Source organism: Mycobacterium sp. (assembly GCF_004298145.1).
GTDB lineage: Bacteria > Actinomycetota > Actinomycetes > Mycobacteriales > Mycobacteriaceae > Mycobacterium.
Window position 1 is genome coordinate 1 of the sequence record NZ_SCRH01000032.1, and the last position, 26,184, is coordinate 26,184.

The following is a 26,184-nucleotide window of genomic DNA, read 5'->3' on the forward strand; positions in this document are numbered from 1 at the left end:
GCCACTGGCCCTACCGCGTGGCGACCCGCTGCGCCCGGCTACGCCGCGCTGGCGATCGCCACTGGCCCTACCGCGTGGCGACCCGCTGCGCCCGGCTACGCCGCGCTGGCGATCGCCACTAAACCCCGGCCGGGAATTCGTAACGAACCTCACCCAGCGCGACTCTGCCGTCGTTGGCGAGGACGCCTTCGGCGCGCAGCAGCTCCAGTTGCCGGGTTCTCAGGTGTCGCGCCGGGCGCCCCGAGGCGGTGATCACGCGGTGCCACGGCAGATCCGACGAGTCGGTCCGCATGATCCAGCCGACGATGCGCGGGCTGGAAAGCCCTGCGATGGAGGCGATGTCGCCGTAGGTGGACACCCTGCCGGGCGGGATGGCGGCGACCAGCTCACGCACCCGCTCGACCTGATCGTCGGTCACCGGCGCCACGGTCAGCGGGCTTCCAGCAGCTCGCGGGCCAACGCGGCGACTTCCTCCGACTTGGCGTAGGGCACCATGTGGTTGCAGTCGAAATCCAGCAGCCGAAGACACGACCCCAGCCGCTGCTGAAGTCCCGCGACGAGTTCGTCGCTGACATAGGGCGGCGATGTCCGCGTGGCGCGCACCAGGATCGTCGCCGTTTTCGCCGGGGGCAGCACGGCGTCGCGGGCCAGCTCGCTCCAGTACGACATCATCGCCGGCAGGCTGATGCGCCAGCCGTAGCGCCCGGTGGGCAGCGTGATCAGATGCTCGTCGAGCTCGGCGTCCAGCAGCGCGGGCTCGACATCCGACCACGAACCGTGCACCTTTTCCATGCGCGCTTCCTCGGCGTCCGGATAGTCGGGCGAGGACAACATCGCCTCGGCGATATCGCGCATCCACGCGCCGTCCAACCCGATCGCCGGATCCAGCAGCAGCAGCCCCGCCACCTGGTTCGCGCGCACCGTGGCCAGATGCATGGCGAGGCCCGCGCCAAACGAATGGCCAACCACCACCACCGGCGTGTCGGCCTGCTCGTCGAGCAGGGCGGCCAGCGCCGCGATGTTGGCGTCAATGGTCCACGGCGCCGCCCACGATGACCGGCCATGGCCGAGCAGATCCGGTGCGGCCAGGCCGATCTCGGGCAGCAGGCCGGACAGCTGCTGCCAGCGCTGCCCGTGGCCGGTCAACCCGTGCAGCGCCAGGATCCGCACCGGACCGGACGGGCCGTAGCGGTGCACATACAACTCAGCGGTCACCCGTCGATGGTGCCAGCCGCCACCATCGCGGGTCGCGGGCGGTCCTCAGCGGGCATCATCCCGATCGTCCTCCGCGGAGACGACATAGGCCTGCTCGATCACATCGGCTTCGTCGGCTTCCCGATCGCCGGCGGTCACGTAATCGATGTCCAGGCCGGCCTCGTCGTCGGAATCGGCGGGCCGCAGTTGCTCCACCGCATCGCCTTCGGGCGCCTCGTCGATGGGAAAACCGTGTTGGTCGTCGGTCATGGTCTTCAACCCCTCCTTCCATTCGTCGAGCCCATTCTTCGCGCTGTTCCGACATCCAGGGTAGGAGACGGAGTCGGTGCACGCCGGGCCAACTTGTCACACCCTGGTGATTGCATGCAGCCATGGCATACAGCTGGGAGGCCGGCGCGAGCGCTCTGCTGGCGCCCGGTTCGCACGGGGTCGCTCACGTGCTCGGCGGCCCCGGCACGGGGAAGAGCAGCCTGCTGATCGACGCCGCGGTCGCCCACATCGACGCCGGTATGAGTCCGGAATCGGTTCTGCTGCTTACCGGTTCCGGTCGCCTAGGGATGGCCCAGCGCAGCGCCTTGACGACGGCGCTGCTGCGCTCGCGATCCGCCGGCCCGGGCCGGGTCGCGGTGAGCGAACCGCTGGTGCGGACGGTGCACGGGTACGCCTACGCGGTCTTGCGGCGCGCCGCCGAGCGTGCCGGCGATGCGCCCCCGCGGTTGGTTACCAGCGCCGAACAGGACGCCATCATCCGGGAACTGCTGGTCGGAGACCTTGACGACGGGCCGCGCGCGGCGACGGCATGGCCGGCGCAGCTGCGGCCGGCGCTGAGCACCGCGGGGTTTGCCACCGAGCTGCGAAACCTGTTGGCCCGCTGCGCCGAACGCGGTGTCGACCCGCAGGAATTGGAGCGGCTGGGCCGTCGTTGCGGCCGGCCGGAATGGACGGCCGCCGGTCAATTCGCGCGCCAGTACGAGCAGGTGATGTTGCTGCGTGCGGCGGTCGGCATGGCCGCGCCGGAGGCGACGGCCCCCGCCCTGGGCGCCGCCGAATTGGTGGGCGCGGCACTGGAGGCTTTCGCCGTCGACCCCGAGCTGCTGGCGGCCGAACGCGCCCGGATCCGGGTTTTGTTGGTCGACGACGCCCAACAGCTCGATCCGCAGGCGGCCCGCCTGGTCCGCGTGCTCGCGGCGGGCGCCGACCTGGCACTGGTCGCCGGGGACCCGAATCAGGCGGTGTTCGGCTTCCGGGGCGGCGAACCCGCCGGGCTGCTCAACGGCGACACCCCGGCGGTGACGTTGACGACATCGCATCGCTGCGCTCCCGCCGTGGCCCGCGCCGTCAGCGGCATCGCCGGCCGGTTACCGGGCGGCAGCCCCGGCCGCCGGATCGACGGCGCCGGGGCCGGGGAGGGATCGGTCATGGTGCGCCTCGCCTCGTCGGCGCACGCCGAGGCGGCGACGATCGCCGATGCGCTGCGACGCGCGCACCTGGTCGACGGCGTGCCGTGGTCGCAGATGGCGGTCATCGTCCGGTCGGTGCCGCGGGCCGGCGCGCGATTGCCGCGCGCGCTGGCCGCCGCCGGAGTGCCGGTGGCGGCGGCCGCCGCCACCGGGCCGCTGTCCGAGGAGCCGGCGGTGCGCGCGCTGCTGACCGTGCTGCTGGCCGCCGCCGACGGGCTGGACGGGCGGCAGGCGCTGGCGTTGCTGACCGGTCCCATCGGTCGCGTCGATCCGGTTTCGCTGCGCCAGCTGCGCCGAACGCTGCAGCGCGCCAACCCCGATCGCCCGCCGGGTGATTTCGCCGCGCTGTTGGTGGAGGCGCTGTACGGTGCCGTACCGCCGCCGCCGGGTCCGCAGTTCCGTTCGCTGCGCAAGGTCCACGCGGTGCTGGACGCGGCCGCGCGCTGCCACCGCACCGGGCAAGATCCGCGCTACACCCTGTGGGCCGCCTGGCACCGGTCCGGGCTGCAGCGCCGCTGGCTGTCGGTCAGTGAGCGCGGTGGCCCGGCCGCCGCCCAGGCCAGCCGGGACCTCGAGTCGGTGACCGCGCTGTTCGACATCACCGATGACTACGTGTCGCGCACCTCGGGCGCGTCGTTGCGCGGGCTGGTCGAGCACGTCGCCGCGCTGCAGCTGCCGAGTGCCAACGCCGAGCCGGTGGCCGTGTCCGAGCAGGTCAGGGTGCTCAGTGCGCATGCCGCGCTGGGACATGAATGGGATTTCGTGGTCATCGCCGGATTGCAGGATGGGTTGTGGCCCAACACCGTTCCGCGGGGCGGTGTGCTGGGCACCCAGCGGCTGCTCGACGAGCTGGACGGGGTCACCGCGGACGCCTCGATGCGGGCGCCGCTGGTGGCCGAGGAGCGCAGGCTACTGGTGGCGGCGATGGGCCGCGCCCGGCAGCGGTTGCTGGTGACGGCCGTGGACAGCGACACCGGCGGGGCGGACCGCGCGGCCACACTGCCGTCGATGTTCTTCTTCGACATCGCGCAATGGGCCGATGATGACGTGGAATCGGCTTCGCTACAGCCTCTTTCGGCCCCGCGAATGCTGTCGGCGGCCGCGCTGGTGGGCCGGCTGCGCGGCGTGGTGTGTGCGCCCGACGGTGCGGTGGACGAGCTCGCCCGGGATTGCGCGGCAACGCAATTGGCCCGGTTGGCCAAGGCCGGGGTGCCCGGTGCCGACCCGGCCGGTTGGCACGGCCTGACCCCGGTCAGCACCGGCGAACCGCTGCGGAGCGGCGTCGACGTCGTCACGCTGACCCCGTCGACCATGCAGACCCTGGCCGACTGCCCGCTGCGCTGGCTTGCCGAACGGCACGGCGGAACCACCCCGCGCGATCTGCGCTCCACCCTCGGTTCGGTGGTGCACGCACTGATCGCCGAACCGCACCGAAGCGACTCGGAACTGCTGGCCGAGCTGGAGCGCGCCTGGAAGCACCTGCCCTTTGCCGCGCAATGGCATTCGGACAACGAGCTGGCCCGCCACCGCGCGATGCTCGAGGCGTTCGTCGAGTGGCGAGCGCGGACCCGGGGCGCGCTGACCGAGGTCGGCGTCGAGGTCGAGATCGACGGAACGCTGGAAACCGGGGACGGGGGGCAGGTTCGGCTGCGCGGCCGGGTGGACCGGCTGGAGCGCGATGCCGCCGGCCGGCTGGTGATCGTCGACGTCAAGACCGGCAAATCCCCGGTCAGCAAGGACGACGCCCAACAACACGCACAGTTGGCGATGTACCAGCTGGCCGTGGCCGACGGCCTGGTGGCCGCAGGAGGCGGCAATCTGGAACCCGGTGGTGCGCGGCTGGTTTACGTCGGCAAGACCGGGGCGGCGGGGGTGGTCGAACGGGAACAGGACCCGCTGACGGCGGCCGTCGGCGACGAATGGCGAGAGGTCATCCGGCGAGCGGCGGACGCGACGGCGGGCCCGCAGTTCATCGCGCGGCGCAACGACGGTTGCACGCACTGCCCCATCCGGCCGTGCTGCCCGGCGCATACCGACGGGTCGGCCCGATGAGCGCGCGCTACAGCCCGGACGAATTAGCCCGCGCGCTAGGGGTTTTCCCGCCTACCGAGGAGCAGTCCGCGGTCATCGCCGCGCAGCCGGGACCGCTGGTCGTCATCGCGGGAGCCGGCGCCGGTAAGACCGAGACCATGGCCGCACGGGTGGTGTGGCTGATCGCCAACGGCTACGCCGAACCCTCCCAGGTGCTGGGATTGACGTTCACCCGCAAGGCCGCCGGCCAGCTGCTGCGCCGGGTCCGGTCCCGGCTGGCCCGGTTGGCCGGCGTCGGCCTGGGCGTCACCGGCCCCTACGGCAATGCGGCCGTGGAGTCCGAGGGCGCCCCGGTGATCAGCACCTACCACGCGTTCGCGGGCTCGCTGCTGCGTGACTACGGGCTGTTGCTGCCCATCGAACCCGACACCCGGTTGCTCGGCGAAACCGAGTTGTGGCAGCTGGCTTTCGACGTCGTGAACGGGTACCGCGGCGAGCTGCACACCGACAAGACCCCGGCCGCCGTCACCTCGATGGTGCTGCGGCTGTGGGGACAGCTGGCCGAACACCTCGTTGACACCGGGCAGCTGCGCGATACCCAGGTGGAGCTGGAGCGGCTCGTCCATACCCTGCCCGCGGGTCCCTATCAGCGAGAGCGCGGACCCAGCCAATGGCTGCTGCGGCTGCTGGGCACCCAGACCGAGCGTGCGGAGCTGGTGCCACTGCTGGATGCGCTCAACGAGCGCATGCACGCCGCGAAGGTGATGGATTTCGGGATGCAGATGGCGTCCGCGGCGCGGCTGGCGGCGGGCTTTCCACAGGTCGGCGCGGACCTGCGCGGCCGCTACCGGGTGGTGCTGCTCGACGAGTATCAGGACACCGGACACGCCCAGCGCATCGCGCTGTCGGCCCTGTTCGGTGGTGGAGCCGACGACGGACTTGCGCTGACGGCCGTCGGCGACCCCATCCAGTCCATCTACGGCTGGCGCGGGGCCTCGGCGACCAACCTGCCTCGCTTCACCACCGACTTCCCCCGGTCCGACGGCACGCCCGCGCCGGTCCTGGAGTTGCGGACCAGCTGGCGCAATCCGCCGCGGGCCCTGCGGGTGGCCAACGCCGTGTCCGCCGAGGCGCGGCGGCGATCCGTTGCCGTGCACGCCCTGCGCCCGCGTCCGGACGCCCCACCCGGCACCGTGCGCTGTGCCCTGCTGCCCGACGTGGTGGCCGAGCGCGAGTGGATCGCCGGCCACCTCGCCACCCACTACCAACGGGCCCGGGCGGACGGCGTCAGCCCCCCGACGGCCGCGGTGCTGGTGCGCCGCAACGCCGACGCCGCGCCCATCGCCGATGCCCTGCGCGCCCGCGGCATCCCCGTCGAGGTCGTCGGGCTGGCCGGCCTGCTGTCGGTCCCCGAGGTCGCCGAGGTCGTGGCCATGCTGCGGCTGGTCGCCGATCCGACGGCCGGTGCGGCGGCGATGCGGGTGCTCACCGGTGCACGATGGCGCCTCGGCGCCCGCGACATCGCCGCGCTGTGGCAGCGTGCGCGTGCACTCGGTGGAACCGTGGCGGCCGGTGCGCCGTCCTCGCCCGAGGCGATCGCGAGCGCCGCTGATCCCTCCCACGTCGACGCCGACACCGTGTGCCTGACCGACGCGATCGCCGATCCGGGCCCGGCCGGCTCGTATTCGGCTCCGGGGTATCAGCGCATCATCGCGCTGGCCACTGAACTGGGTGCCCTGCGCGCCCACCTCGGCCATCCCCTTGGCGAGCTGGTGGCCGAGGTACGACGTGTGCTGGGTGTCGACTGCGAAGTCCGCGCCGCGGCGGGGGTGGAAGCGGGCTGGGCCGGCACCGAGCATCTGGACGCGTTCGCCGACGTCGTCGCCGGTTACGCCGAACGCGCTGACGGCACGTCCACGCCGCTGGACGCGTCGACGACCACCTCGGTGGCCGGCCTGCTGGCATTTCTGGACGTCGCCGAGACGGTCGAGAACGGTTTGGCGCCGGCCCCGTTGGCGGTCGCACGCGACCGCGTCCAAGTGCTCACCGTGCACTCCGCGAAGGGGCTGGAATGGCAGGTGGTGGCGGTCGCGCACCTGTCGGGTGGGACGTTCCCGTCGACGGCGTCCAAGAGCACCTGGCTCACCGACGCCGCAGAGCTGCCACCGCTGCTCCGCGGCGACCGCGCCTGCGCGGGCGCGCTGGGCATCCCGGTGCTCGACACCTCGGATGTCACCAATCGGAAACAACTGTCGGACAAGATCTCCGAGCATCGCCGCCAGCTCGAGCAACGGCGCGTCGACGAGGAGCGCCGACTGCTGTACGTCGCCATCACTCGCGCCGAGGACACCCTGCTGGTCTCCGGACACCACTGGGGAGCCACCGGGATCAAGCCGCGCGGCCCGTCGGATTTCCTGTTGGAGATCAGGGACGTCATCGACGGTTCGGCCGCGGTCGGCGATCCCTGCGGAACCGTGGAACAGTGGGCACCGTCACCCGCCGACGGTGAACGAAACCCGCTACGTGACAACGCCATCGAAGCGGTGTGGCCCGCCGACCCGCTGGCGGTGCGGCGCGGCGATGTCGAGCGCGGCGCGGCGCTGGTGAGCCAGGCGCTGGCCGAGCCCGGCGGGCCGGGCGCCGACATCGACGGCTGGGCCGCCGACGTCGACGCGTTACTGGCCGAGCGTGCGCGGTTGACCGAGCCGCCGACCAGGAAGCTACCCGGCCAGCTGTCGGTCAGCTCTCTGGTCGGCCTGGCCCGCGACCCGGCGGGTGCGGCGCAGCGGCTGAGGCATCGGCTGCCGTCGCGGCCGGACCCGCATGCGTTGCTCGGCAACGCTTTTCACACCTGGGTTCAGAAATTCTATGGCGCCGAATGCCTGTTTGATCTCGGTGATTTGCCCGGGGCGGCGGACTCCGATGTCGGCGACACCGCCGAATTGGCCGCACTGCAAGCCGTGTTCGCCGAATCACCTTGGGCCGCAAGGACTCCTGTCGCCGTCGAGGTGCCGTTCGAAATGCCGATCGGTGACACCCTGGTCCGCGGCCGTATCGACGCGGTGTTCGCCGATCCCGACGGCGGCGCCACCGTGGTGGACTGGAAAACCGGTGAACCGCCGCACGGCCCGGAGGCGCTGCGCCAGGCCGCTGTCCAGCTCGCGGTGTATCGCATGGCCTGGGCGGCGTTGGCCGGGGTCCCGGAATCGTCGGTGCGCACCGCCTTCTACTACGTGCGCGCCCGCACCACCGTGGTCCCCGATGAACTGCCCAGCACCGCCGAGGTCGCCGGGCTGCTGATCGATCCCGACGGTGCCCCGGGTGACCCGTGCCGCCCAAGTATTGGGGAAGCTGTGTCCGTGGTTACATAAGACGCGTGCGTGTCTCGTGCGCAGTAGTCAAGCCGGCGACGGGCCGCCGTGGGCAACGGTAGGGCGCGAAAGCTGAGCGGTCTGGATGAAGCGCTGACCGCCCAGCGCGGTCACCAGCTGATCGGCGTGGTGCGTATCCCCGAGGAGCACGCGAGCCCCATCCGCGTCATCACCCGTCGTCTGGCCATCGCCCTGGTGGTGCTGTTCGGTGCGGCCGTCATCGTCTATGTGGACCGCGCCGGCTTCCGCGATGTGCGCAACGAGCCGCTGACATTTCTGGACTGCGTGTACTTCTCCGCGGTTTCGTTGTCGACCACCGGTTACGGAGACATCACGCCGTACAGCGAAACCGCGCGCCTGGTGCATACGCTGATCTTCACCGCGCTGCGGATCGCGTTCCTGGCTGTGCTGGTCGGCACCACGCTCGAAGTGCTCTCCGAGCGGTCTCGCCAAGGGTGGAAGATTCAGCGTTGGAGGAGCAGAGTGCGCAACCACACCATCGTGATCGGCTACGGCACCAAGGGCAAAACAGCGGTCGCCGCCATCCTCGGTGACGAAACCACCCCGTCGGAGGTCGTCGTCGTCGACACCGACCGCAGCACGCTCGAGCACGCCGAGAGCGCGGGCCTGGTCACCGTGCATGGTGACGCCACCAAAGCCGACGTGCTGCGGCTGGCCGGGGCCCAACACGCCGCATCCATCATCGTCGCCGCCAGCCGCGACGACACCGCCGTGCTGGCGACGCTGACGGCGCGCGAGATCGCGCCCAACGCCAAGATCGTCGCCTCGATCCGGGAGACCGAAAATCAGCACCTGTTGCAGCAGTCGGGGGCGGACTCGGTGGTGGTCTCCTCGGCGACCGCCGGTCGACTCCTCGGGCTGGCCACCACCACGCCCAGCGTCGTGGAGATGATCGAGGACCTGCTGACGCCCGAGGCGGGCCTGGCGATCGCCGAGCGAGAAGTCGAGCAGAGCGAAGTCGGCGGTTCACCCCGGCACTTGCGCGACATCGTGCTCGGCGTGGTGCGCGACGGCCACCTGTGGCGCATCGATGCGCCGGAGGTGGACGCCGTCGAGGCCAGCGACCGGTTGCTCTACATCCGAAGCGTGGGGCACTGATGGCGATCGCAGACTTCGAGCTGCGTAGCGTCCCGCTGCTGTCGCGCGTCGGCGCCGATCGAGCCGATCAGCTACGCACCGACGTCGAAGCGGCCGCCGCCGGCTGGGCCGAGGCGGCGCTGCTGCGGGTGGACTCGCGCAATCAGGTGCTGGTGGCCGACGGACGGGTGGTGCTGGGCGCCGCCGCGGAGCTGGGGGACAAGCCGCCGTCGGAAGCGGTGTTTCTGGGGCGCCTCGAGGACGGCCGCCACGTGTGGGCCGTCCGTGGCGCGCTGCAGGCCCCGGCGGACCCCGACGCGCACACCGAGGTGGTGAACCTGCGCAGCCTCGGCCCGATCTTCGACGACACCAGCGGCCAGCTGATGTCATCGGCCGTCGCCCTGCTGAATTGGCACGAGAAGGCGCGTTTCAGCTCGGTGGACGGCTCACCGACACGACCGGCCCGGGCGGGTTGGTCACGCATCAACCCGGTCACCGGTCACGAGGAGTTCCCGCGCATCGACCCGGCGGTGATCTGTCTGGTCCATGACGGCGGGGACCGCGCGGTGCTGGCCCGACAGGCGGTGTGGCCGGAGCGGATGTTCTCGCTTCTGGCCGGATTCGTCGAGGCCGGTGAATCATTCGAGGTGTGTGCGGCTCGGGAGATCCGCGAGGAGATCGGGCTGACCGTGCGCGACGTGCGCTACCTGGGCAGTCAGCCGTGGCCGTTCCCGCGCTCGCTGATGGTCGGATTCCACGCGGTCGGCGACCCGGCGCAGGAGTTCTCGTTCAACGACGGCGAGATCGCCGAGGCGGCGTGGTTCACCCGCGATGAGGTGCGCGCGGCCCTGGCGGCCGGGGATTGGTCGAGTTCCTCGGAGTCGAAACTCCTACTGCCCGGGTCGATTTCGATCGCGCGCGTGATCATCGAATCCTGGGCTGCGATCGACTGACTCGCGCGCCGCGCCCGGGACTCAGTTGCCGGCTTCGGCCAGCTTCGCCTTCACCTGGGCGGCACTCGGGTTGGTCAGCGTCGACCCGTCGGCGAACTTCACCGTCGGCACCGTCCTGTTGCCGCCGTTGACCGAGCCGACGAAATCAGCGGCCGCCGCGTCGTGCTCGATGTCGACAGCCTCGTACGCAATTCCGTTGGACTTGAGCACGGTCATGAGCCGATGGCAGTAGCCACACCAGGAGGTGGTGTAGACGGTGAGCGGGGCAGAGGTCATAGCCCGATAACGTAGCCCGGCGACGATGCATTCCGCGCAGCGGGATGCGGAGGAGTGGGCGATCGGTTGTAGCCCGGCGACGATGCATTCCGCGCAGCGGGATGCGGAGGAGTGGGCGATCGGTTGTAGCCCGGCGACGATGCATTCCGCGTTGGGGGCGCCGACTCGCCGGCGCGACACGCCAGGCCTTCCGATTTGGGCGTGGCGATGCATCAGGTTCGTCGGCGGCTTGTCAGTATGGGAGGCCAAGATGGACGCCATGCCGACGGTCGCCGAACCACTGACAGCCGGGCTGGACGACGAGCAGCGCGAGGCAGTGCTGGCTCCGCGCGGCCCGGTCTGCGTGCTGGCGGGCGCCGGAACGGGTAAGACCCGCACCATCACTCACCGGATCGCCCAGCTGGTCGCCGGCGGTCATGTCGCGGCCGGTCAGGTGCTGGCGGTCACGTTCACCCAGCGGGCGGCGGGGGAGATGCGCTCCAGGTTGCGGACGATCGACGCCGCGGCGGGCGCGGGGCCGGCCGTCGGCGCGGTCTCGGCCCTGACGTTTCACGCGGCGGCCCACCGGCAGCTGCGGTACTTCTGGCCGCGGGTGGTCGGTGACACCGGTTGGCAGCTGTTGGACAGTAAATTCGCCGTCGTGGCCCGCGCGGCCAGCCGGACCCGACTCAATGCCGGCACCGACGACGTGCGCGACCTGGCCGGCGAGATCGAGTGGGCCAAAGCGTCGCTGATCGGCCCCGAGGAATACCCGGCCGCGGTGGCCGCCGCCGGGCGGGACATTCCACTGGACGCCGCTCAGATCGCCGGGGTCTATGCCGCCTACGAGGCCCTGAAGGCCCGCGGCGAGCATGTCACCCTGCTCGATTTCGACGATCTGCTGCTGCACACCGCGGCCGCGATCGAAAACGACCCGGCGGTGGCCGAAGAGTTCCGGGACCGCTACCGCTGTTTCGTGGTCGACGAATACCAGGACGTGACGCCGTTGCAGCAGCGGGTGCTGACGGCCTGGTTGGGCGACCGCGACGACCTGACGGTGGTGGGCGATGCCAACCAGACGATCTACTCGTTCACCGGGGCATCGCCGCGGTTCCTGCTCGACTTCTCCCGCCGCTTCCCCGACGCCACGGTCGTGCGCCTGGAGCGTGATTACCGTTCCACCCCCCAGGTGGTGTCGCTGGCCAACCAGGTGATCGCCGCGGCGCGCGGCCGGGTCGCCGGCAGCAAGCTGCACCTGGTGGGCCAGCGCGCGCCGGGCCCTGCGCCGACGTTCCACGAGCATGCCGACGAGCCCGCCGAGGCGGCCGCCGTCGTCGCGTCGATCGCGCGACTCATCGAAGCCGGCACGCCCCCGTCGGAGATCGCGGTGCTGTACCGGGTCAACGCGCAGTCGGAGATCTACGAGGAGGCGTTGACCGAGGCGGGCATCGCCTACCAAATCCGCGGCGGCGAGGGATTCTTCAATCGCCAGGAGATCAAACAGGCCCTGCTGGCGCTGCAGCGTGCCGCCGAGCGCGGCTCTGAGCATGGCCCAGCAGGACCCCTGCCCGAGGTCGTGCGCGCGGTGCTGGAACCGCTGGGGCTGACGGCGGAAGAGCCGGTCGGCACCCGGGCCCGCGAGCGCTGGGAAGCCTTGAGCGCACTGGCCGAACTGGTGGATGACGAGGTGGCGCAACGCCCGCAACTGGAATTCCCGGGACTGCTGGCCGAGCTTCGGATGCGCGCCGATGCCCGGCACCCCCCGGTGGTGCAAGGCGTCGCGCTGGCGTCGCTGCACGCCGCCAAGGGACTCGAGTGGGACGCGGTGTTCTTGGTCGGCCTGGCCGACGGCACGCTACCCATCTCGCACGCGCTGGCTCACGGCGCCGAGAGCGAGGCGGTCGAGGAGGAGCGCCGACTGCTTTACGTCGGAATCACCAGGGCCCGAGTGCATTTGGCGCTGAGCTGGGCGTTAGCCCGCAGCCCGGGCGGGCGCCAGGGCCGCAAGCCGTCGCGATTCCTCAACGGCATCGCACCCCAGGCGCGGGCCGAGCCGGGGCCGAGCAAATCTCGGCGCAACCGGGGCACCGCGACCCGCTGCCGGATCTGCAACAAGAACCTGACCACCCCGGCGGCCGTCATGCTGCGCCGCTGCGAGACGTGTGCGGCCGACATCGACGAGGACCTGTTGCTGCGGCTGAAGGCCTGGCGGTTGGATGTCGCCAAGGAACAGAAGGTGCCCGCCTACGTCGTCTTCACCGACAACACGCTGATCGCCATCGCCGAGCTGCGGCCTGGCGACGACGAGGCGCTGATCGCGATTCCCGGCATCGGCGCGCGCAAGCTGGAACAGTACGGCCCCGACGTGCTGGAGCTGGTTCGCGGTCGCTGACCGGTAAACTCGCAGGTCACAAAATCGGTTGTGGTCGACGAGGGTGACCGTTTACCCTCGATACCGCGACTCGGTACTCAGGAAGCCGGCATTAGGGAAGTAAGGAGGGTGGCTGCGATGATCAACGACGCGTTCGGTGTCGGCGTGGCCCGCGCGACCCGCCCTGTCCTGTCCACGGAAAGCCCCCATGCCGCACACGCCGCCGTGTCGGCGGCCGCGCGTAAGCATCGCGCCGCCGCCGCGACCGACGCGTCCGTAGGAGTCGGGGGCCCACCGAAGGCAAGGTAAGCGCTAGCCCCGGTTTTCACCCAGATGGCCACGGACCCGAAGTCAAGGATCCGTGGCCATAGTTGTCGGGTCGACAACCTTTCGACCTGGTCCGGATCACTGCCGAGGACAGCAACCCAGACCAGGAAGTAGGTGGTAGGACGTGTCGGCACCGACAATCCCCAGACCCGCCCCCCGACCGGCCCTGCCGTGTCACGCCGGCGATCCCGACCTCTGGTTCGCCGAAGCCCCGGCCGATCTCGAGCGCGCCAAGTCGCTGTGCGTCGATTGCCCGGTGCGCCGCCAGTGCCTGGCGGCCGCGCTGGAACGGGCCGAGCCCTGGGGCGTGTGGGGCGGCGAAATCTTCGACCGCGGCGCAGTCCTGAGCTTCAAACGACCCCGCGGACGTCCCCGCAAGAGCCGGCAGGACGGAGCGGCCGCTTAGGCCGCGAAACTGCAACTGCCGACACGTTTCTCGAGTACGGGTGTCGGTAGTTGCAGTCTCGTGAACTTGACGACCGCCCGAACTAGACCACCGCGCTGTCGGGTTCGGCGAACCCGGGCACCAGCTCTTCGGACAGTGCCTTGATCGGCACGTGGGCATCCAGCTGACACAGGATCGCGGCCACCGACATGATCACCCGCATCGGGATCACCAGCTTCGGCGGCAGGTCCATCTGACGCGCCGTGCGGATCTGTGACACGGACCGATCGATCTCGATGGCGGACATCTTCTGCAGCCACTTGCGGGTGTAGTGGAAGACCTCGACCTCGACCGGTTCGACGTACTGGCGCAGCATGTCGTCGATGTCGCGCACCGACACCTGCTGGCCCTTCTGGATGAACCCGGCCTTCTCCATCGTCGGCAACAGCAGATCGTAGTTCTTGTCGCGGGCCAGCCGGATGCTCATCCCGAGCTCGATCGGCAAACCGCCGGGCAGTGGCGCGACCGCGCCGAAGTCGATCACGCCCATGCGGTCGTCGGGAAGCAGCATGAAGTTGCCCGGGTGGGCGTCGCCGTGCAGCATCCCCAACCGGCGCGGCGCGTCGAAGGTGAGCTCGAGCAGCCGGGTGCCGACCAGGTCACGCTGTTCGGTGGTGCCGTGGCGGATGATCTCGGCCAACGGGATGCCTTGCATCCACTCCTGGATCACCACCTTCGGTGCGCTCGCCACGATTCGCGGCACCGCGAAGTGCGGGTGGTCCTGATACGCCTTGGCGAAGGCGCGCTGGTTCTCGGCCTCGAGCCGATAGTCCAGTTCCATCTCGGTGCGCTCGATCAGCTCGTCGACCACGCCTCGGATGTCGGCGCCCGGAGCGAGTTGCTTGAAGATCCCGACCAACCGCTGCATGGTCTTGAGGTCGGCCCGCAGTGCCTCATCGGCTCCGGGGTACTGGATCTTGACCGCCACCTCGCGGCCGTCGGACCACACCCCCTTGTGCACCTGGCCGATGCTGGCCGAGGCCACCGGGGTGTCGTCGAACGAACTGAACCGCTCGCGCCACTTGGTGCCCAGTTGGGCGTCGAGCACGCGGTGCACCTTGGCGGCGGGCAGCGGCGGGGCGTCCTTTTGCAGCTTGGTCAACGCTTCGCGGTACGGCTCGCCGAACTCCTCGGGAATCGCGGCCTCGAGCACCGATAGGGCCTGGCCCACCTTCATCGCGCCGCCCTTGAGCTCACCCAAGACGGTGAACAACTGGTGGGCGGCCTTTTCCAGAAGCTCGGCCTGGACCTCGTCCCTGGACTTTCCGGTCAGCCGTTTACCGAATCCGATCGCTGCCCGACCGGCGAACCCCACCGGGATGCTGGCCAGCTTCGCGTTACGCGCGGCCCGGCCCCGTTTGATGTCTGCCACGTACCCATCATCCATGATGGCCTGCGCGATGTGGAGAGAAGTCGACAACGGTCGTTGTCACACTCAGTGGGCGCAGGTCGGCGGACCCGCCGCGGCGCGTCCGCATCAGCAGGCGCACAGCGGGTGTTTGTCCCATCGCCTGGCGATGATCGCGCCGGCGTGCAGATCGAATTCCAGGGTTGCGTTCAGCGTCTGGGGTGCGTCCGGATCGGGCGCCGCCTCCCGCCCGCGCACGGCCGCGATCACCCGGTTCACCTGAGAAAGCGCCAGCGCCGCGGTCGCCAGCACGGTGGCCCGGTCGGCGATTCCGACGGTTTCCCGCAGCTGCGCACAGATCGCCGGCCACGCCGCGTCGCGGTCCCTGCGATGCAGGTCCGCACATACCAGGCAGCTGGTCACGCCGGGAATCACTAGCGGACCCACCAGCCCGATGCCGTCGCGCACCCGAACCAGCAGATGCGCGACGCCCTGCTCATGCAGATCGCGCACGATGCGCGGGTCGGCGACCAGGTAGTCCGACAACACCACCAGGTCGACGTCGTCGGCCGACACCGCGGCGTGTGGTTGGCTGCTGTGCGCGATCCGGGCGCCCGAGCAGCGCAACGACTCCACCAGCAGCTCGGTGAGCGGTCCGCGCCCGTGAATGCGCACCGAGGGAGCCCGGCCGCGCGATCGCCCGCATTCGGTCGCCACCCCGGCGCCGACCAATTGCGCGATCAGGTCTCGCAGGCCGTCGGCGTCGGTCAGGCCGCGGTCGAGCGCCCGGCGCCGCAGCTCCGGCAGCGGGGTCGGTGACCACATGGACCGCAACAGCGTGGCCAGCTCGGCGGCGGGCAAGCCACTCGGGGGGCGCACCAGCACCGCGCGGCGCGGATCCCAGCCGACCTGGACCGCGCCGTCGGGTCGCAGCAATACCGGCATCGCGGGGTCGAGCGCATAGGTGGACAGCACGGCCGACGGCACCGCGCAACTGTGTCACGCCGAAGGCGATGGCCTCGCTCAGTTGTCCACAGGGCCGCCGGCGGAACCGGGTCCCGCGGCGTCGGGACCGTCCGGGCCCTCGCGCTCGAGTCTGGCGATCGCCTCATCGATGCCGCTGGTGTCACCGCCGATGACCCGGTCGATGAAACCTGCCGGCTCGTCGAGGTCCTCGGCGCCGGGCAGCAGATCGGGGTGTTGCCAGATGCCGTCGCGGACGTCGACCCCGCCGGCCTGTGTCAGGCGCTCCCAGAACGCGGCGGCCTCGCGCATCTTGCGCGGCCGCAGCTCCAGTCCCACCAGCGTCGCGAAGGTCTGCTCGGCCGGCCCGCCGCTGGCGCGGCGCCGGCGCAGCGTCTCGGCGAGTGCGGCCGCGCCCGGAATCCGGTCGCCCAGGGCGCCGGCCACCACCACCTGCACCCAACCTTCGATCAGGGCGAGCAGCGTCTCCAGCCGTTCCAGCGCCTGCGTCTGTGCCGGCGTGGCCTTGGGCTCGAATACGCCTTGCCCCAACAGGTTTTCGATCGCCGCCGGATCCGACAGCGACGCCGGATTGAAGTCGCGAGCCAGCTCCTCGATTCCGGACATGTCGATCTGCATACCCATCGCGTAGGCCTCGACCGCGCCCAGCAATTGGCTCGACAGCCAGGGGACGTGACTGAACAGCCGGTGGTGGGCGGCCTCGCGCGCCGCCAGGAAGGTCAGGATCTCGCTGCGCGGCCGCTCGAGTCCGGTGGTGAACGATTCGACGGCGTCGGGCATGATCGCCGCAATTCCCTTGGGCCCCAACGGCAAACCGATATCGGTCGAGGTCAGCACCTCGCGGGACAACCGGCCCAGCGCCTGCCCGAGCTGGGAGCCGAACGCCATGCCACCCATCTGCGACATCATCTGCAGCAGCGGGCCGGCCATGCTCTTGGCTTCTTCGGGTAGCGACGCCGCCCACACCGTCGAGATCTGTTGGGCCATCGGATCACACAGCCGCTTCCACGTCCCCAACGTGTTGTCGACCCAGTCGGCGGGGGTCCAACCCACCGCCTTGGCGGTGCCCGCGGGCAACGCCGTCGCTCCGTCCAGCCAGGTTTCGGCCAGATGCACCGCGTCGGCGATCGCCGAGGTCGTCGTGGCCGGCACCGGCGCCACGAACCCGATCGAATTCGACGCGACTCGCCGCGCCAATTCGTAATTGACCGGCCCCGAACTCGTTCCGCCGGTTCCGACAGTGCCCGCGCTGCTGAACATCTGACCCAGCTGGGTGAAGATCTGCCCCAAGTCGCCCATGCCGAAATCACCGCTCATGCCGAACGCGGCGAACGGGTCGGACGGGTTCGAGCCTGAATCGGGATCTTTTTTCCCGTGTTTGTCGGGGTCCTCCCCATGGGAGAAGCCGAACGGCAGGTCAGCCATGACCCCAACGGTACTCACCGTGGGATCGGAAGGCGCGCGGCGACGCGTCAGCTTGTAGCTGAACCTTGCAGCTGAATATCGGGCCGCGAGCCCCGTCTAGTGTATTCGGCGTGAACAGGCGCATCCTGACCTTGATGGTCGCGCTGGTGCCGATCGTGGTGTTCGGCGTGTTGCTGGCGGTGGTGACGGTGCCGTTCGTGTCGCTGGGTCCCGGTCCCACCTTCGACACGCTCGGCGAGGTCGACGGCAAGCAGGTGGTGGCGATCCAGGGCACGCTGACGCATCCGACCACCGGTCACCTGAATATGACGACGGTTTCCCAGCGCGACGGTCTGACGCTGGGCGAGGCGCTGACGCTCTGGCTGTCGGACCAGGAACAGCTGGTGCCGCGCGATCTCATCTACCCGCCCGGCCAGTCGCGGGAGGATGTGGACAAGGCCAACAACGCGGACTTCAAGCAATCCGAGGACAGCGCCGCCTACGCGGCGCTGGGTTATCTGAAGTACCCCCCGGCGGTCACGGTGGCCAAGGTGGTCCCCGAGCCCGGTCCCTCGGCGGGCAAGCTGAAGGCCGGCGATGCGATCGACGCGGTCGACGGCACCCCGGTCGCGACCGTCGACGCATTCACCGGGCTGCTGAAGAACACCAAAGCCGGTCAGACCGTGACGATCGACTACCGCCGCAAGAACGAGCCCGCCGGTGTGGCGCAGATCACGCTGGGCTCCAACAAGGACCGTGACTACGGCTACCTCGGCGTCGCGGTGCTCGATGCGCCGTGGGCGCCGTTCGTCGTGGACTTCAACCTCGCCAATGTGGGCGGGCCGTCCGCCGGACTGATGTTCAGCCTGGCCGTGATCGACAAGTTGACCACCGGGAGCCTGGCCGGGTCGAACTTCGTCGCGGGAACCGGGACCATTTCCGCCGACGGCAAGGTCGGGCAGATCGGCGGCATCACCCACAAGATGGTCGCCGCGCACGCGGCCGGGGCCACGGTGTTCCTGGTGCCGGCGAAGAACTGTTACGAGGCCAGTGCGGACAATCCGTCCGGGTTGCGGTTGGTCAAGGTCGAGACGCTCGGTCAGGCGGTGGACGCGCTGCACGCGATCACGTCCGGCGGGCAGCCGTCGAGTTGCTAGACGAGCGCGGGATCGCCGGTTGCCGCAATGCGTAGAGTTGTCACCGTCTAGCAATCGATCAGGGAGCGTAGCCAGTGGGGATGCGGCCCGCCGCAAGAATGCCGAAGTTGACTCGGCGTAGCCGAATTCTGATCCTGATCGCACTGGGTGTGATCGCTCTGCTGCTCGCGGGCCCGCGGCTGATCGACGCCTACGTCGACTGGCTGTGGTTCGGCGAGCTCGGCTACCGCTCGGTGTTTTCCACCGTGCTCGTCACCCGGTTCGTGGTCTTTCTGATCGCCGGCCTGCTGGTGGGCGGCATCGTGTTCGCCGGGCTTGCGGTGGCCTACCGCACCCGCCCGGTGTTCGTGCCGAGCAACGACAACGATCCGGTGGCGCGATACCGCACCCTGGTCCTGTCCCGGCTGCGCCTGGTGAGCGCCGGCGTCCCGGTGGCGATCGGCTTGCTGGCCGGCATGATCGCGCAGAGCTATTGGGTGCGGATCCAACTGTTCCTGCACGGCGGAGACTTCGGTATCAAGGACCCGCAGTTCGGCAAGGACCTCGGCTTCTACGCGTTCGAGTTGCCGTTTTACCGGCTGCTGCTCAGTTACCTGTTTGTGGCGGTGTTCCTGGCTTTCGTGACCAACCTGTTGGCCCACTACATCTTTGGCGGCATTCGGCTGTCCGGTCGCACCGGTGCGCTGAGCCGTTCGGCGCGGATCCAACTGGTCACCCTCGTCGGGCTGTTGGTGTTGCTCAAGGCGGTCGCCTATTGGGTGGACCGCTACGAGCTGTTGTCGCATACGCGCGGCGGTAAGCCCTTCACCGGCGCCGGTTACACCGACATCAACGCCGTGCTGCCGGCGAAGCTGATCCTCATGGCGATCGCGCTGATCTGCGCGGCCGCGGTGTTCTCCGCGGTCGTCCTGCGGGACTTGAGGATTCCCGCGATCGGGTTGGTCCTGTTGCTGCTGTCGTCGTTGATCGTGGGCGCCGGATGGCCGTTGATCGTCGAGCAGATCAGCGTCAAACCCAATGCCGCGCAAAAGGAAAGCGAATACATCAGCCGTAGCATTTCCGCGACGCGGCAGGCCTACGGCCTGACCGCCGACGTGGTCACCTATCGCAACTACACCGGTGACCCGCAGGCCACCGCCCAGCAGGTCGCCGATGACCGCGCGACCACCTCCAACATCCGGCTGCTCGACCCGACCATCGTCAGCCCGGCGTTCACCCAGTTCCAGCAGGGCAAGAACTTCTACTACTTCCCCGACCAGCTCTCCATCGACCGATACCTGGACCGCAATGGGTCGTTGCGTGACTATGTCGTGGCAGCCCGCGAACTCAACCCCGACCGGCTGATCGATAACCAGCGTGACTGGATCAACCGGCACTCGGTCTACACCCACGGCAACGGGTTCATCGCGTCGCCGGCCAACACGGTGCGCGGAATCGCCAACGACCCCAACCAAAACGGCGGCTATCCCGAATTTCTGGTCAACGTCGTCGGCGCCAACGGCAACGTGGTCTCCGATGGTCCGGCGCCGCTCGACCAGCCGCGTGTCTATTACGGTCCCGTCATCTCCAACACGTCGGCGGACTACGCGATCGTCGGACGCAACGGCACCGACCGCGAATACGACTACGAGACCAGCAACGAAACCAAGAACTACACCTACACCGGACTCGGCGGCGTCACCCTCGGCGACTGGCTGTCGCGCAGCGTGTTCGCCGCCAAGTTCGCCGAGCGGAATTTCTTGTTTTCCAATGTGATCGGCTCGAACAGCAAGATCCTGTTCAACCGTGATCCGGCGCGGCGGGTGGAGGCGGTGGCGCCCTGGCTGACCACCGACAGTTCCGTGTATCCGGCGATCGTCAACAAGAGACTCGTGTGGATCATCGACGGCTACACCACGCTGGACAACTACCCCTACTCCGAACTCACATCGCTGGAATCGGCCACCGCGGACTCCAATGAGGTCGCGTTCAACAGGCTGGCGCCCGACAAGCGGGTCTCCTACATCCGCAACTCGGTGAAGGCGACCGTGGACGCCTACGACGGCACCGTGAGCCTGTACCAGCAAGACGAACAGGATCCGGTGCTCAAGGCGTGGATGCGGGTGTTCCCGGGCACCGTCAAGCCCAAGGGCGACATCAGCCCCGAGCTGGCCGAACACCTGCGCTATCCCGAGGACATGTTCAAGGTGCAGCGGATGCTGCTGGCGAAGTATCACGTCAACGATCCGGTGACGTTCTTCTCCACGTCCGATTTCTGGGACGTGCCGCTGGATCCGAACCCGACGGCCAGCAGCTATCAGCCGCCCTATTACATCGTCGCGAAAAACATTGCGAAGAACGATAATTCGTCGTCGTATCAGTTGACGAGCGCGATGAACAGGTTCAAGCGCGACTATCTGGCCGCCTACATCAGCGCGAGCTCCGACCCGGCGACGTACGGTCGGATCACCGTGCTGACCATCCCGGGTCAGGTCAACGGGCCGAAGCTGGCCAACAACGCGATCACCACCGACCCGGCGGTGTCCCAGGACCTCGGGGTGATCGGGCGCGACAACCAAAACCGGATCCGGTGGGGCAACCTGCTCACCTTGCCGGTCGGTCAGGGCGGGCTGCTCTACGTAGAACCCGTGTACGCCTCCCCGGGGGCCAGTGACGCGGCCTCGTCCTACCCGCGACTGATCCGGGTGGCGATGATGTACAACGACAAGATCGGCTACGGCCCCACCGTGCGCGACGCCCTCACCGGGCTGTTCGGTCCCGGCGCCGGTGCGGCGGCAACGGGGATTCAGCCCACCGAAGCGGGGACGCCCGCGGCGAGTCCGCCGGCCAGTGCGCCGGCGCCGGCCGCGACACCGGGATCTCCGCCGCCCGCGGCCGTCCCGCCGGCTCCGGACGGATCGGCGGCGCTGTCACCGGCCAAAGCCGCTGTGCTGCAAGAGATCCAGGCGGCTATCGGCGCGGCCAAAGACGCGCAGAAGAAGGGCGATTTCGCCGGTTACGGCGCGGCGCTGCAGCGGTTGGACGACGCGATCACGAAGTACAACAACACCAAGTAACTTTCAGGCGTAGGCCGTCCGGAACCTGTCGCGAGAGGCTTTCGGGCTGATGCTCAAATGGGTGACGAATGCGCGTCGCAGCGTTTCGACGCTGCCGAAGCCGGCCACGCCCGCGGTCTCGGTGACGGACCGGCCGGTAAGCCGCTGCGCGAGTTGCCCGAGTTCGGCGAACTCGCCGACAAGTACGGGCTGACCTACGGCTCGCCCGCCTGGATGGACGACATCGCGCAGCGCTACGGGCCGAACGCGCCGTCGCACTGAACGAGGTCAGTGACCCCGCTGAGCGTGCGATTTGGTGGCCGCGACATCGGTTCGGTAACCTGGCATTCACCAACGCGGGGTGGAGCAGCTCGGTAGCTCGCTGGGCTCATAACCCAGAGGTCGCAGGTTCGAATCCTGTCCCCGCTACCATGTGGAAACGGCCGCCGGAGATTCTCCGGGGGCCGTTTCCATGCCCGTGGGAACATGTTCGCGGAGCAGGGCCGCCGTGAGGAAATCGGCTAAGAGATTCTGCGGTGGTCACGAAGTAGCTGATAAGCCCTCTCAGGAAGTCCGGCAATCATGGTCGGCGACGCGATGGCTTATCTTTACCTCCATCCGTCGCATCGGTACCGCGAGTTGTCGGAGGAGATCCAACATGCGCAGCTTCACGGTGGCAGCGTCCGCCACGGCCCTCGTTCTCTTTGGCTCTGCCGCCATCGCCGCTGCCGCGCCGCCGAAGGACTACTGCGCCGAACTCAAGGGCGCCAACACCGGCCAGGCATGCCGGATCCAGATGGCCGACGCCGGCTACAACGTCGACATCAGCTTCCCGGTCAGCTACCCCGACGAGAAGTCCGTGGCCGACTTCATCACCAAGGAGCGCGACGATTTCCTCAATGTCGCCAAATCCTCCGCACCCCGCGATCAGCCCTACCAGCTGACCATTTCGTCGGCGAATTACGGGTCGGCGATTCCACCGCGCGGCACCGAGGCGGTGGTGTTGAAGGTCGTCGAGAACGTCGGCGCACACCCCCAGACGACGTTCAAGTCGTTCAACTGGGACCAGACCTATCGCAAGGCGATCGTGTGGACCGCGGCGGCAGACGACAAGAACAACACGCCCTTGTGGCGCGTCGACGACCCGCTGCAGACCGTCGCGCCGATCGTGCAGAGCGAGCTGCAGAAGCAGACCGCGCCGCCCGCGACCCCGACCCCGCCCGCGCCGCCCGCGAACCAGACGCAGCCCCCACCGCCGGCGAGCCCGACGCAGACGCCACCGCCGGTGACCATCGCGCCGGCCGCCGCCTACGACCCGGCGAACTATCAGAATTTCGCCGTCACGAACGACGGTGTGATCTTCTTTTTCGACCAAGGTCGTATGCTGCCCGACGCGGCAGGCGCCACTCAGGTGTTGGTGCCGCGCTCGGCGATCGACCCCATGCTTGCTTAGCGAGCCGTGGGAAAGCCCGTACCTATCGCTGCAGCACGGCCTCGATGGCGCTGATGACCTCGGCGGCGTCGGGCTCGGTGCGGGGCCGGAATCGCTGCACCACCGCGCCATCGGGCGCGAGGAGGAACTTCTCGAAGTTCCACTGGATGTCTCCCGCGCTGCCGTCGGAATCGGCGGCTTTGGTCAACTCGGCGTACAGCGGGTGGCGGTCATCGCCGTTGACGTCGGTCTTCGCCAGCAGCGGGAACGTCACCCCGTAGGTCGTCGAGCAGAACTCCTGGATCTCATCGGCCGTACCGGGTTCCTGGCCCATGAACTGGTTGCAGGGGACGCCGACGACGGTCAGGCCGCGGTCGCCGTAGTCCTTGGCCAGTTTCTCCAGCGCCGTGTATTGCGGAGTCAGTCCGCATTTGGAGGCGACGTTGACGACCAGCGTTGCGCCGTCGGACAATTCGGCCAGCGTGGTCGGCTGGCCGTCGAGGGTGATCAGGGCGATGTCTTTGAGGGTCACGCTCACGACGCTAACGCAAAGACCTAGAGCCAGCCGGTGCGGGCGGCGGCGACCGGCTCGGCGGGGGCCGGGGCCAGCTCCCCGTCGCGCACGCCGTCGAGCAACCGCTTCACCGCGGCGACGATCTCCGGGGCCGCCGCGGCGAGTCCTGTCTTATCGGCGTCACTGACCTCGCCGGAGTCGACGCCGGCCCGGGCCAGTACGGCGGCGGGGTCGGCCAGCTGCTCGGCCAACCAGGACAGTGGGTCGGCCGACAGCGCGGGCACGAAGTGCCGACGACTGGGTTCCCAACCGTTGAAACGGGGGTGGTGATGGGCCCGGTCCAGCGTCCCCGGCGGGCTCTCGGTGGAGCCGAAAAGATCCACCCGCCACACCGGGCGGGTGAACGCGATCGGGACGCCGGCGTAGATCGAGCCCCGGGGCTCGGCCCGGTCGACGAGGCGCAGTTCCAGCCTGACGCCCCGCTCCGGGGTTTCCTGACCGTCGAGCGGGGACGGGTCGACGAAATACATGTCTCCGACGACCACACCCAGGGATTCGAATCCGAACGCTGCGAGCATTGCGCACCTTTCCTCACCGCTACTCGAGCGTAGACGGGGCGGCGGGCGTGCTTATCGCTACCGAGGACGGGTGATCGGCGAGGCCGCCTGAGTCCGCACACGGCGGTTCACAGTGCGGTGCCCGCACCGCCGTCACGCGTTAGCCGCTCAGACCTGGCTCAAGCTTGGTAGGCGGCCTTCGGCCGGTCGGTGGGTTTCACGTCACGCCCCGCGCCGGCCGACATGGTGGCCGCCTCGCCGCGAGCCAGGCCCACCGTCGCGACGATCACCACCACCGCGGTCACCGCGATCACAGCCCAGTCCCAGCCGCCGGCCGCCAACGTCTCGCCGAGCACGACAATCCCCAGGATCCCACCCACCACCGGCTTCGCCACGATGATCGTCGGCAGGGAGGCGGTGAGCGCGCCGGCCCGGTACGCCGATTGGTGATAGATCATTCCGGCCACCCCGCAGGCCACCAGCGCATAGAACTCGAATGACTGCCACACCTGGCCCGGGTGGTGCTCCAGGATGTCGACGACACCCTTCATCAGGACCGCGAACACCGCCAGCAGCGAACCGGCCACCGCCGCCAGCAGCAGCGCCGCGATCGGGCGATTTACCCAGATGCGGGCGCCCAGCAAACCCAGCAACAACAGCGGGCCGATCACCGCCGCTACCACGAGCCACGTCTGCAGGGGTGCCTGCTGCTGTCCGCCGGTCGGGTCTCCGACCGCGATCAGCACCGCCAGCGCGACTGCCAGCAGCAGCGCCCACGTCCACTCCCGCCGGGTTATCGGGTGATGGGTCATCCGCGCGTAAATCGGCAGCGCGAACAGCAGCGCCGTTACCTGTAGCGACATGACCAGCAAAACCGAGCCATCGTCCAGGGCGGCGGCCAGCAGCACGTAACTGCCGATGTCCCCGACACCGCCCAGCCACCACCGGGTGTCGCGCAGCAACATGCCGAACAAGGCCAGGTGGCCCACCCGCTTGTCGGTGACCTCCTGCGCGGACCGCTGACGGACGACGTTGCCGATCGCGGATGCCAGCGCGGCGCCCAGGGCAAGAATGGCCGCCAGATTCGCGTCCGACATGGCGTGACCTCCTTCCCACCTGGCTCGCGGTTGACTACCAATTTAATCGCGGCCCGCGCCATCACCGCGCCGAAGGTGTCCCGGCCGCGAAATGGGGCGGCAGGCTCAGAGCGGGAACGTGGTTCCGGTGAGCCGCTCGGACAGCTCCCAGAGCGCGGCGGCGGTGCCCCCGCGCTTGGCCGGCCAGTTGCGCCACGTCGGCTGGGTGCGGCCGTACAGTCCGAACCGCGGGCCGACGAAGGTGTTGCCCGGCAAATCCTGCGAGACCGCGTACAACGTCTGGCGGGCCCCGAAGTCGGCATCGGTGGCCACGATGCGGTCGATCGCCAGCACGGCCGCGTCGCCGAGTTTGCGGCCGGAGTTGCCTTGCAGGTTCGTGTGCGACCAGCCGGGGTGAGCCGCCAGGGCGCGCACCGACGTGGGAACGCCGTCCAGACGCCGTTGCAGCTCGCTGGTGAACAGCAGGTTGGCCAGCTTGGACTGGCTGTAGGACAGCCACGCCGAATACGGCCGGGACGCAAAGTTCAAGTCTTTGAGGCTGATATAGCCGAAGTGGTGCATCAGCGAGGACACCGTCACCACCCGGTCGGTGAGATTGGGCAACAGCAGGTTGGTCAACGCGAAATGGCCGAGGTGGTTGGTGCCGATCTGGCCCTCGAAGCCGTCGACGGTCACCGCGTGTTTGGTGGCCATGATGCCGGCGTTGTTGACCAGGATGTCGACTTTGTCGATGCCGTCGGCGAAGCGCCGCACCGACGACAGGTCCGCCAGGTCGAGCTGACGCACCTCGACCCGACCGGCCGCCGACCCCGGCATGCGCGCGGCGGCGGCGTGTCCCTTGTCGGTGTTGCGGACGGCCAGGATGACGTGGGCACCGACCCGAATCAACTCGCGGGCGGTGATCTCGCCCAGCCCTGCGTTGGCCCCGGTGATGATGACAATCCGTCCGGTGAACGAGGGCAGCTCGGCTGCGGTCCAATCGGCCATGGCAGACACCCTAACTACGTAACCGCCACGGCCGCCGCTGGGCCGAGCGGGTGTGCGCCGGCGCCGAGGACGCGTCTTGTCCAGCGGTGCTCACGGGTATCGTGCCTGGGATGACCAGCGACATTCCACCGGTGCGGGCGCCG

21 protein-coding genes, 1 tRNA gene and 1 pseudogene are annotated in these 26,184 nt (G+C 69.2%); 11 read left to right on the forward strand and 12 right to left on the reverse strand.

Features of this window, described 5'->3' with window-relative positions:
- Positions 1 to 118 precede the first annotated feature (118 nt).
- The 3 genes from EPN51_RS11940 to EPN51_RS11950 are packed head-to-tail and all read right to left on the reverse strand — an operon-like array spanning position 119 to position 1,464.
- Positions 119 to 427 (reverse strand): MGMT family protein, encoded by a 309-nt coding sequence (locus EPN51_RS11940; protein WP_293042476.1) that lies wholly within the window; start codon positions 425 to 427, stop codon positions 119 to 121.
- A 2-nt stretch (positions 428 to 429) separates the two neighbouring features.
- Entirely contained in the window at positions 430 to 1,215 is a 786-nt protein-coding gene (locus tag EPN51_RS11945; RefSeq protein WP_293042479.1) for an alpha/beta hydrolase, read from the reverse strand.
- 45 nt (positions 1,216 to 1,260) lie between these two features.
- On the reverse strand, positions 1,261 to 1,464 hold the full coding sequence (locus EPN51_RS11950; protein WP_293042482.1) for a hypothetical protein: 204 nt from the start codon (positions 1,462 to 1,464) through the stop codon (positions 1,261 to 1,263).
- A gap of 122 nt (positions 1,465 to 1,586) precedes the next feature.
- Here EPN51_RS11950 and EPN51_RS11955 point away from each other — a divergent pair, with 122 nt between their 5' ends.
- The 4 genes from EPN51_RS11955 to nudC are packed head-to-tail and all read left to right on the forward strand — an operon-like array spanning position 1,587 to position 10,128.
- A complete protein-coding gene (locus EPN51_RS11955; RefSeq protein ID WP_293042485.1) occupies positions 1,587 to 4,727 on the forward strand; it encodes an ATP-dependent DNA helicase in 3,141 nt (1,046 codons plus the stop codon).
- Positions 4,724 to 8,077 (forward strand): ATP-dependent DNA helicase, encoded by a 3,354-nt coding sequence (locus EPN51_RS11960; RefSeq protein ID WP_293042488.1) that lies wholly within the window; start codon positions 4,724 to 4,726, stop codon positions 8,075 to 8,077. The genes EPN51_RS11955 and EPN51_RS11960 overlap by 4 nt, the downstream gene beginning before the upstream one ends.
- 48 nt (positions 8,078 to 8,125) lie before the next feature.
- Positions 8,126 to 9,196 (forward strand): potassium channel family protein, encoded by a 1,071-nt coding sequence (locus EPN51_RS11965; protein WP_293042490.1) that lies wholly within the window; start codon positions 8,126 to 8,128, stop codon positions 9,194 to 9,196.
- The gene (gene nudC / locus EPN51_RS11970; protein WP_293042493.1) at positions 9,196 to 10,128 is read left to right on the forward strand and encodes an NAD(+) diphosphatase; all 933 of its coding nucleotides are present in this window, start codon (positions 9,196 to 9,198) and stop codon (positions 10,126 to 10,128) included. Before EPN51_RS11965 ends, nudC begins: the two co-directional genes overlap by 1 nt.
- Before the next feature lie 21 nt (positions 10,129 to 10,149).
- On the opposite strand, the gene mrx1 is transcribed toward nudC, so the two are convergent.
- Positions 10,150 to 10,404 (reverse strand): mycoredoxin Mrx1, encoded by a 255-nt coding sequence (gene mrx1, locus EPN51_RS11975; RefSeq protein ID WP_293042495.1) that lies wholly within the window; start codon positions 10,402 to 10,404, stop codon positions 10,150 to 10,152.
- A gap of 259 nt (positions 10,405 to 10,663) precedes the next feature.
- Between mrx1 and EPN51_RS11980 the strand changes: the two genes are divergently transcribed.
- The 3 genes from EPN51_RS11980 to EPN51_RS11990 all read left to right on the forward strand — a co-directional run bounded on the left by EPN51_RS11980 (position 10,664) and on the right by EPN51_RS11990 (position 13,487).
- Positions 10,664 to 12,775 carry an ATP-dependent DNA helicase UvrD2 gene (locus EPN51_RS11980; RefSeq protein WP_293042716.1) on the forward strand — a complete coding sequence of 704 codons (2,112 nt, stop codon included), beginning with the start codon at positions 10,664 to 10,666 and terminating at the stop codon, positions 12,773 to 12,775.
- 117 nt (positions 12,776 to 12,892) lie between these two features.
- Positions 12,893 to 13,063 (forward strand): hypothetical protein, encoded by a 171-nt coding sequence (locus EPN51_RS11985; RefSeq protein ID WP_293042498.1) that lies wholly within the window; start codon positions 12,893 to 12,895, stop codon positions 13,061 to 13,063.
- 142 nt (positions 13,064 to 13,205) lie between these two features.
- A complete protein-coding gene (locus EPN51_RS11990; RefSeq protein ID WP_293042501.1) occupies positions 13,206 to 13,487 on the forward strand; it encodes a WhiB family transcriptional regulator in 282 nt (93 codons plus the stop codon).
- An 82-nt stretch (positions 13,488 to 13,569) separates the two neighbouring features.
- On the opposite strand, the gene EPN51_RS11995 is transcribed toward EPN51_RS11990, so the two are convergent.
- The 3 genes from EPN51_RS11995 to EPN51_RS12005 all read right to left on the reverse strand — a co-directional run bounded on the left by EPN51_RS11995 (position 13,570) and on the right by EPN51_RS12005 (position 17,301).
- Positions 13,570 to 14,913 carry an AarF/UbiB family protein gene (locus EPN51_RS11995; RefSeq protein ID WP_293042504.1) on the reverse strand — a complete coding sequence of 448 codons (1,344 nt, stop codon included), beginning with the start codon at positions 14,911 to 14,913 and terminating at the stop codon, positions 13,570 to 13,572.
- Positions 14,914 to 15,003: 90 nt separating this feature from the next.
- Positions 15,004 to 15,861, reverse strand: a complete 858-nt coding sequence (locus EPN51_RS12000) for a cyclodehydratase (protein ID WP_293042507.1) — start codon at positions 15,859 to 15,861, stop codon at positions 15,004 to 15,006.
- Positions 15,862 to 15,897: 36 nt separating this feature from the next.
- Entirely contained in the window at positions 15,898 to 17,301 is a 1,404-nt protein-coding gene (locus EPN51_RS12005) for a zinc-dependent metalloprotease (protein ID WP_293042509.1), read from the reverse strand.
- 92 nt (positions 17,302 to 17,393) lie between these two features.
- Between EPN51_RS12005 and EPN51_RS12010 the strand changes: the two genes are divergently transcribed.
- The gene (locus EPN51_RS12010; protein ID WP_293042512.1) at positions 17,394 to 18,419 is read left to right on the forward strand and encodes a PDZ domain-containing protein; all 1,026 of its coding nucleotides are present in this window, start codon (positions 17,394 to 17,396) and stop codon (positions 18,417 to 18,419) included.
- 74 nt (positions 18,420 to 18,493) lie between these two features.
- Complete coding sequence (locus tag EPN51_RS12015; RefSeq protein WP_293042514.1) at positions 18,494 to 21,475, forward strand: UPF0182 family protein; 2,982 nt, start codon at positions 18,494 to 18,496, stop codon at positions 21,473 to 21,475.
- A 3-nt stretch (positions 21,476 to 21,478) separates the two neighbouring features.
- Here the strand turns inward: EPN51_RS12015 and EPN51_RS12020 are convergent.
- Positions 21,479 to 21,610 (reverse strand): annotated as a pseudogene (locus tag EPN51_RS12020) (AraC family transcriptional regulator); the annotation flags it as partial.
- 199 nt (positions 21,611 to 21,809) lie between these two features.
- Here EPN51_RS12020 and EPN51_RS12025 point away from each other — a divergent pair.
- Positions 21,810 to 21,886: transfer RNA gene (locus EPN51_RS12025), tRNA-Met, on the forward strand.
- A gap of 226 nt (positions 21,887 to 22,112) precedes the next feature.
- A complete protein-coding gene (locus EPN51_RS12030) occupies positions 22,113 to 22,907 on the forward strand; it encodes an RsiV family protein (protein WP_293042517.1) in 795 nt (264 codons plus the stop codon).
- 22 nt (positions 22,908 to 22,929) lie between these two features.
- Here EPN51_RS12030 and EPN51_RS12035 read toward each other — a convergent pair whose 3' ends face one another.
- The 4 genes from EPN51_RS12035 to EPN51_RS12050 form a co-directional block, all read right to left on the reverse strand.
- Positions 22,930 to 23,418, reverse strand: a complete 489-nt coding sequence (locus EPN51_RS12035; RefSeq protein WP_293042519.1) for a glutathione peroxidase — start codon at positions 23,416 to 23,418, stop codon at positions 22,930 to 22,932.
- A 23-nt stretch (positions 23,419 to 23,441) separates the two neighbouring features.
- Positions 23,442 to 23,978, reverse strand: coding sequence for a hypothetical protein (locus tag EPN51_RS12040; protein WP_293042521.1), 537 nt, complete (start codon positions 23,976 to 23,978; stop codon positions 23,442 to 23,444).
- Positions 23,979 to 24,136: 158 nt separating this feature from the next.
- Positions 24,137 to 25,054, reverse strand: coding sequence for a DMT family transporter (locus EPN51_RS12045; protein WP_293042524.1), 918 nt, complete (start codon positions 25,052 to 25,054; stop codon positions 24,137 to 24,139).
- A gap of 105 nt (positions 25,055 to 25,159) precedes the next feature.
- The gene (locus EPN51_RS12050) at positions 25,160 to 26,041 is read right to left on the reverse strand and encodes an oxidoreductase (protein ID WP_293042527.1); all 882 of its coding nucleotides are present in this window, start codon (positions 26,039 to 26,041) and stop codon (positions 25,160 to 25,162) included.
- Positions 26,042 to 26,184: the final 143 nt, after the last annotated feature.

Coding starts and splice junctions, on each gene's coding strand:
- EPN51_RS11950 (WP_293042482.1), bottom strand. CDS start 1,464: ATGACCGACGACCAACACGGTTTTCCCATCGACGAGGCGCCCGAAGGC.
- EPN51_RS11955 (WP_293042485.1), top strand. CDS start 1,587: ATGGCATACAGCTGGGAGGCCGGCGCGAGCGCTCTGCTGGCGCCCGGT.
- EPN51_RS11960 (WP_293042488.1), top strand. CDS start 4,724: ATGAGCGCGCGCTACAGCCCGGACGAATTAGCCCGCGCGCTAGGGGTT.
- nudC (WP_293042493.1), top strand. CDS start 9,196: ATGGCGATCGCAGACTTCGAGCTGCGTAGCGTCCCGCTGCTGTCGCGC.
- mrx1 (WP_293042495.1), bottom strand. CDS start 10,404: ATGACCTCTGCCCCGCTCACCGTCTACACCACCTCCTGGTGTGGCTAC.
- EPN51_RS11980 (WP_293042716.1), top strand. CDS start 10,664: ATGCCGACGGTCGCCGAACCACTGACAGCCGGGCTGGACGACGAGCAG.
- EPN51_RS11985 (WP_293042498.1), top strand. CDS start 12,893: ATGATCAACGACGCGTTCGGTGTCGGCGTGGCCCGCGCGACCCGCCCT.
- EPN51_RS11995 (WP_293042504.1), bottom strand. CDS start 14,913: ATGGATGATGGGTACGTGGCAGACATCAAACGGGGCCGGGCCGCGCGT.
- EPN51_RS12030 (WP_293042517.1), top strand. CDS start 22,113: ATGCGCAGCTTCACGGTGGCAGCGTCCGCCACGGCCCTCGTTCTCTTT.
- EPN51_RS12040 (WP_293042521.1), bottom strand. CDS start 23,978: ATGCTCGCAGCGTTCGGATTCGAATCCCTGGGTGTGGTCGTCGGAGAC.
- EPN51_RS12045 (WP_293042524.1), bottom strand. CDS start 25,054: ATGTCGGACGCGAATCTGGCGGCCATTCTTGCCCTGGGCGCCGCGCTG.
- EPN51_RS12050 (WP_293042527.1), bottom strand. CDS start 26,041: ATGGCCGATTGGACCGCAGCCGAGCTGCCCTCGTTCACCGGACGGATT.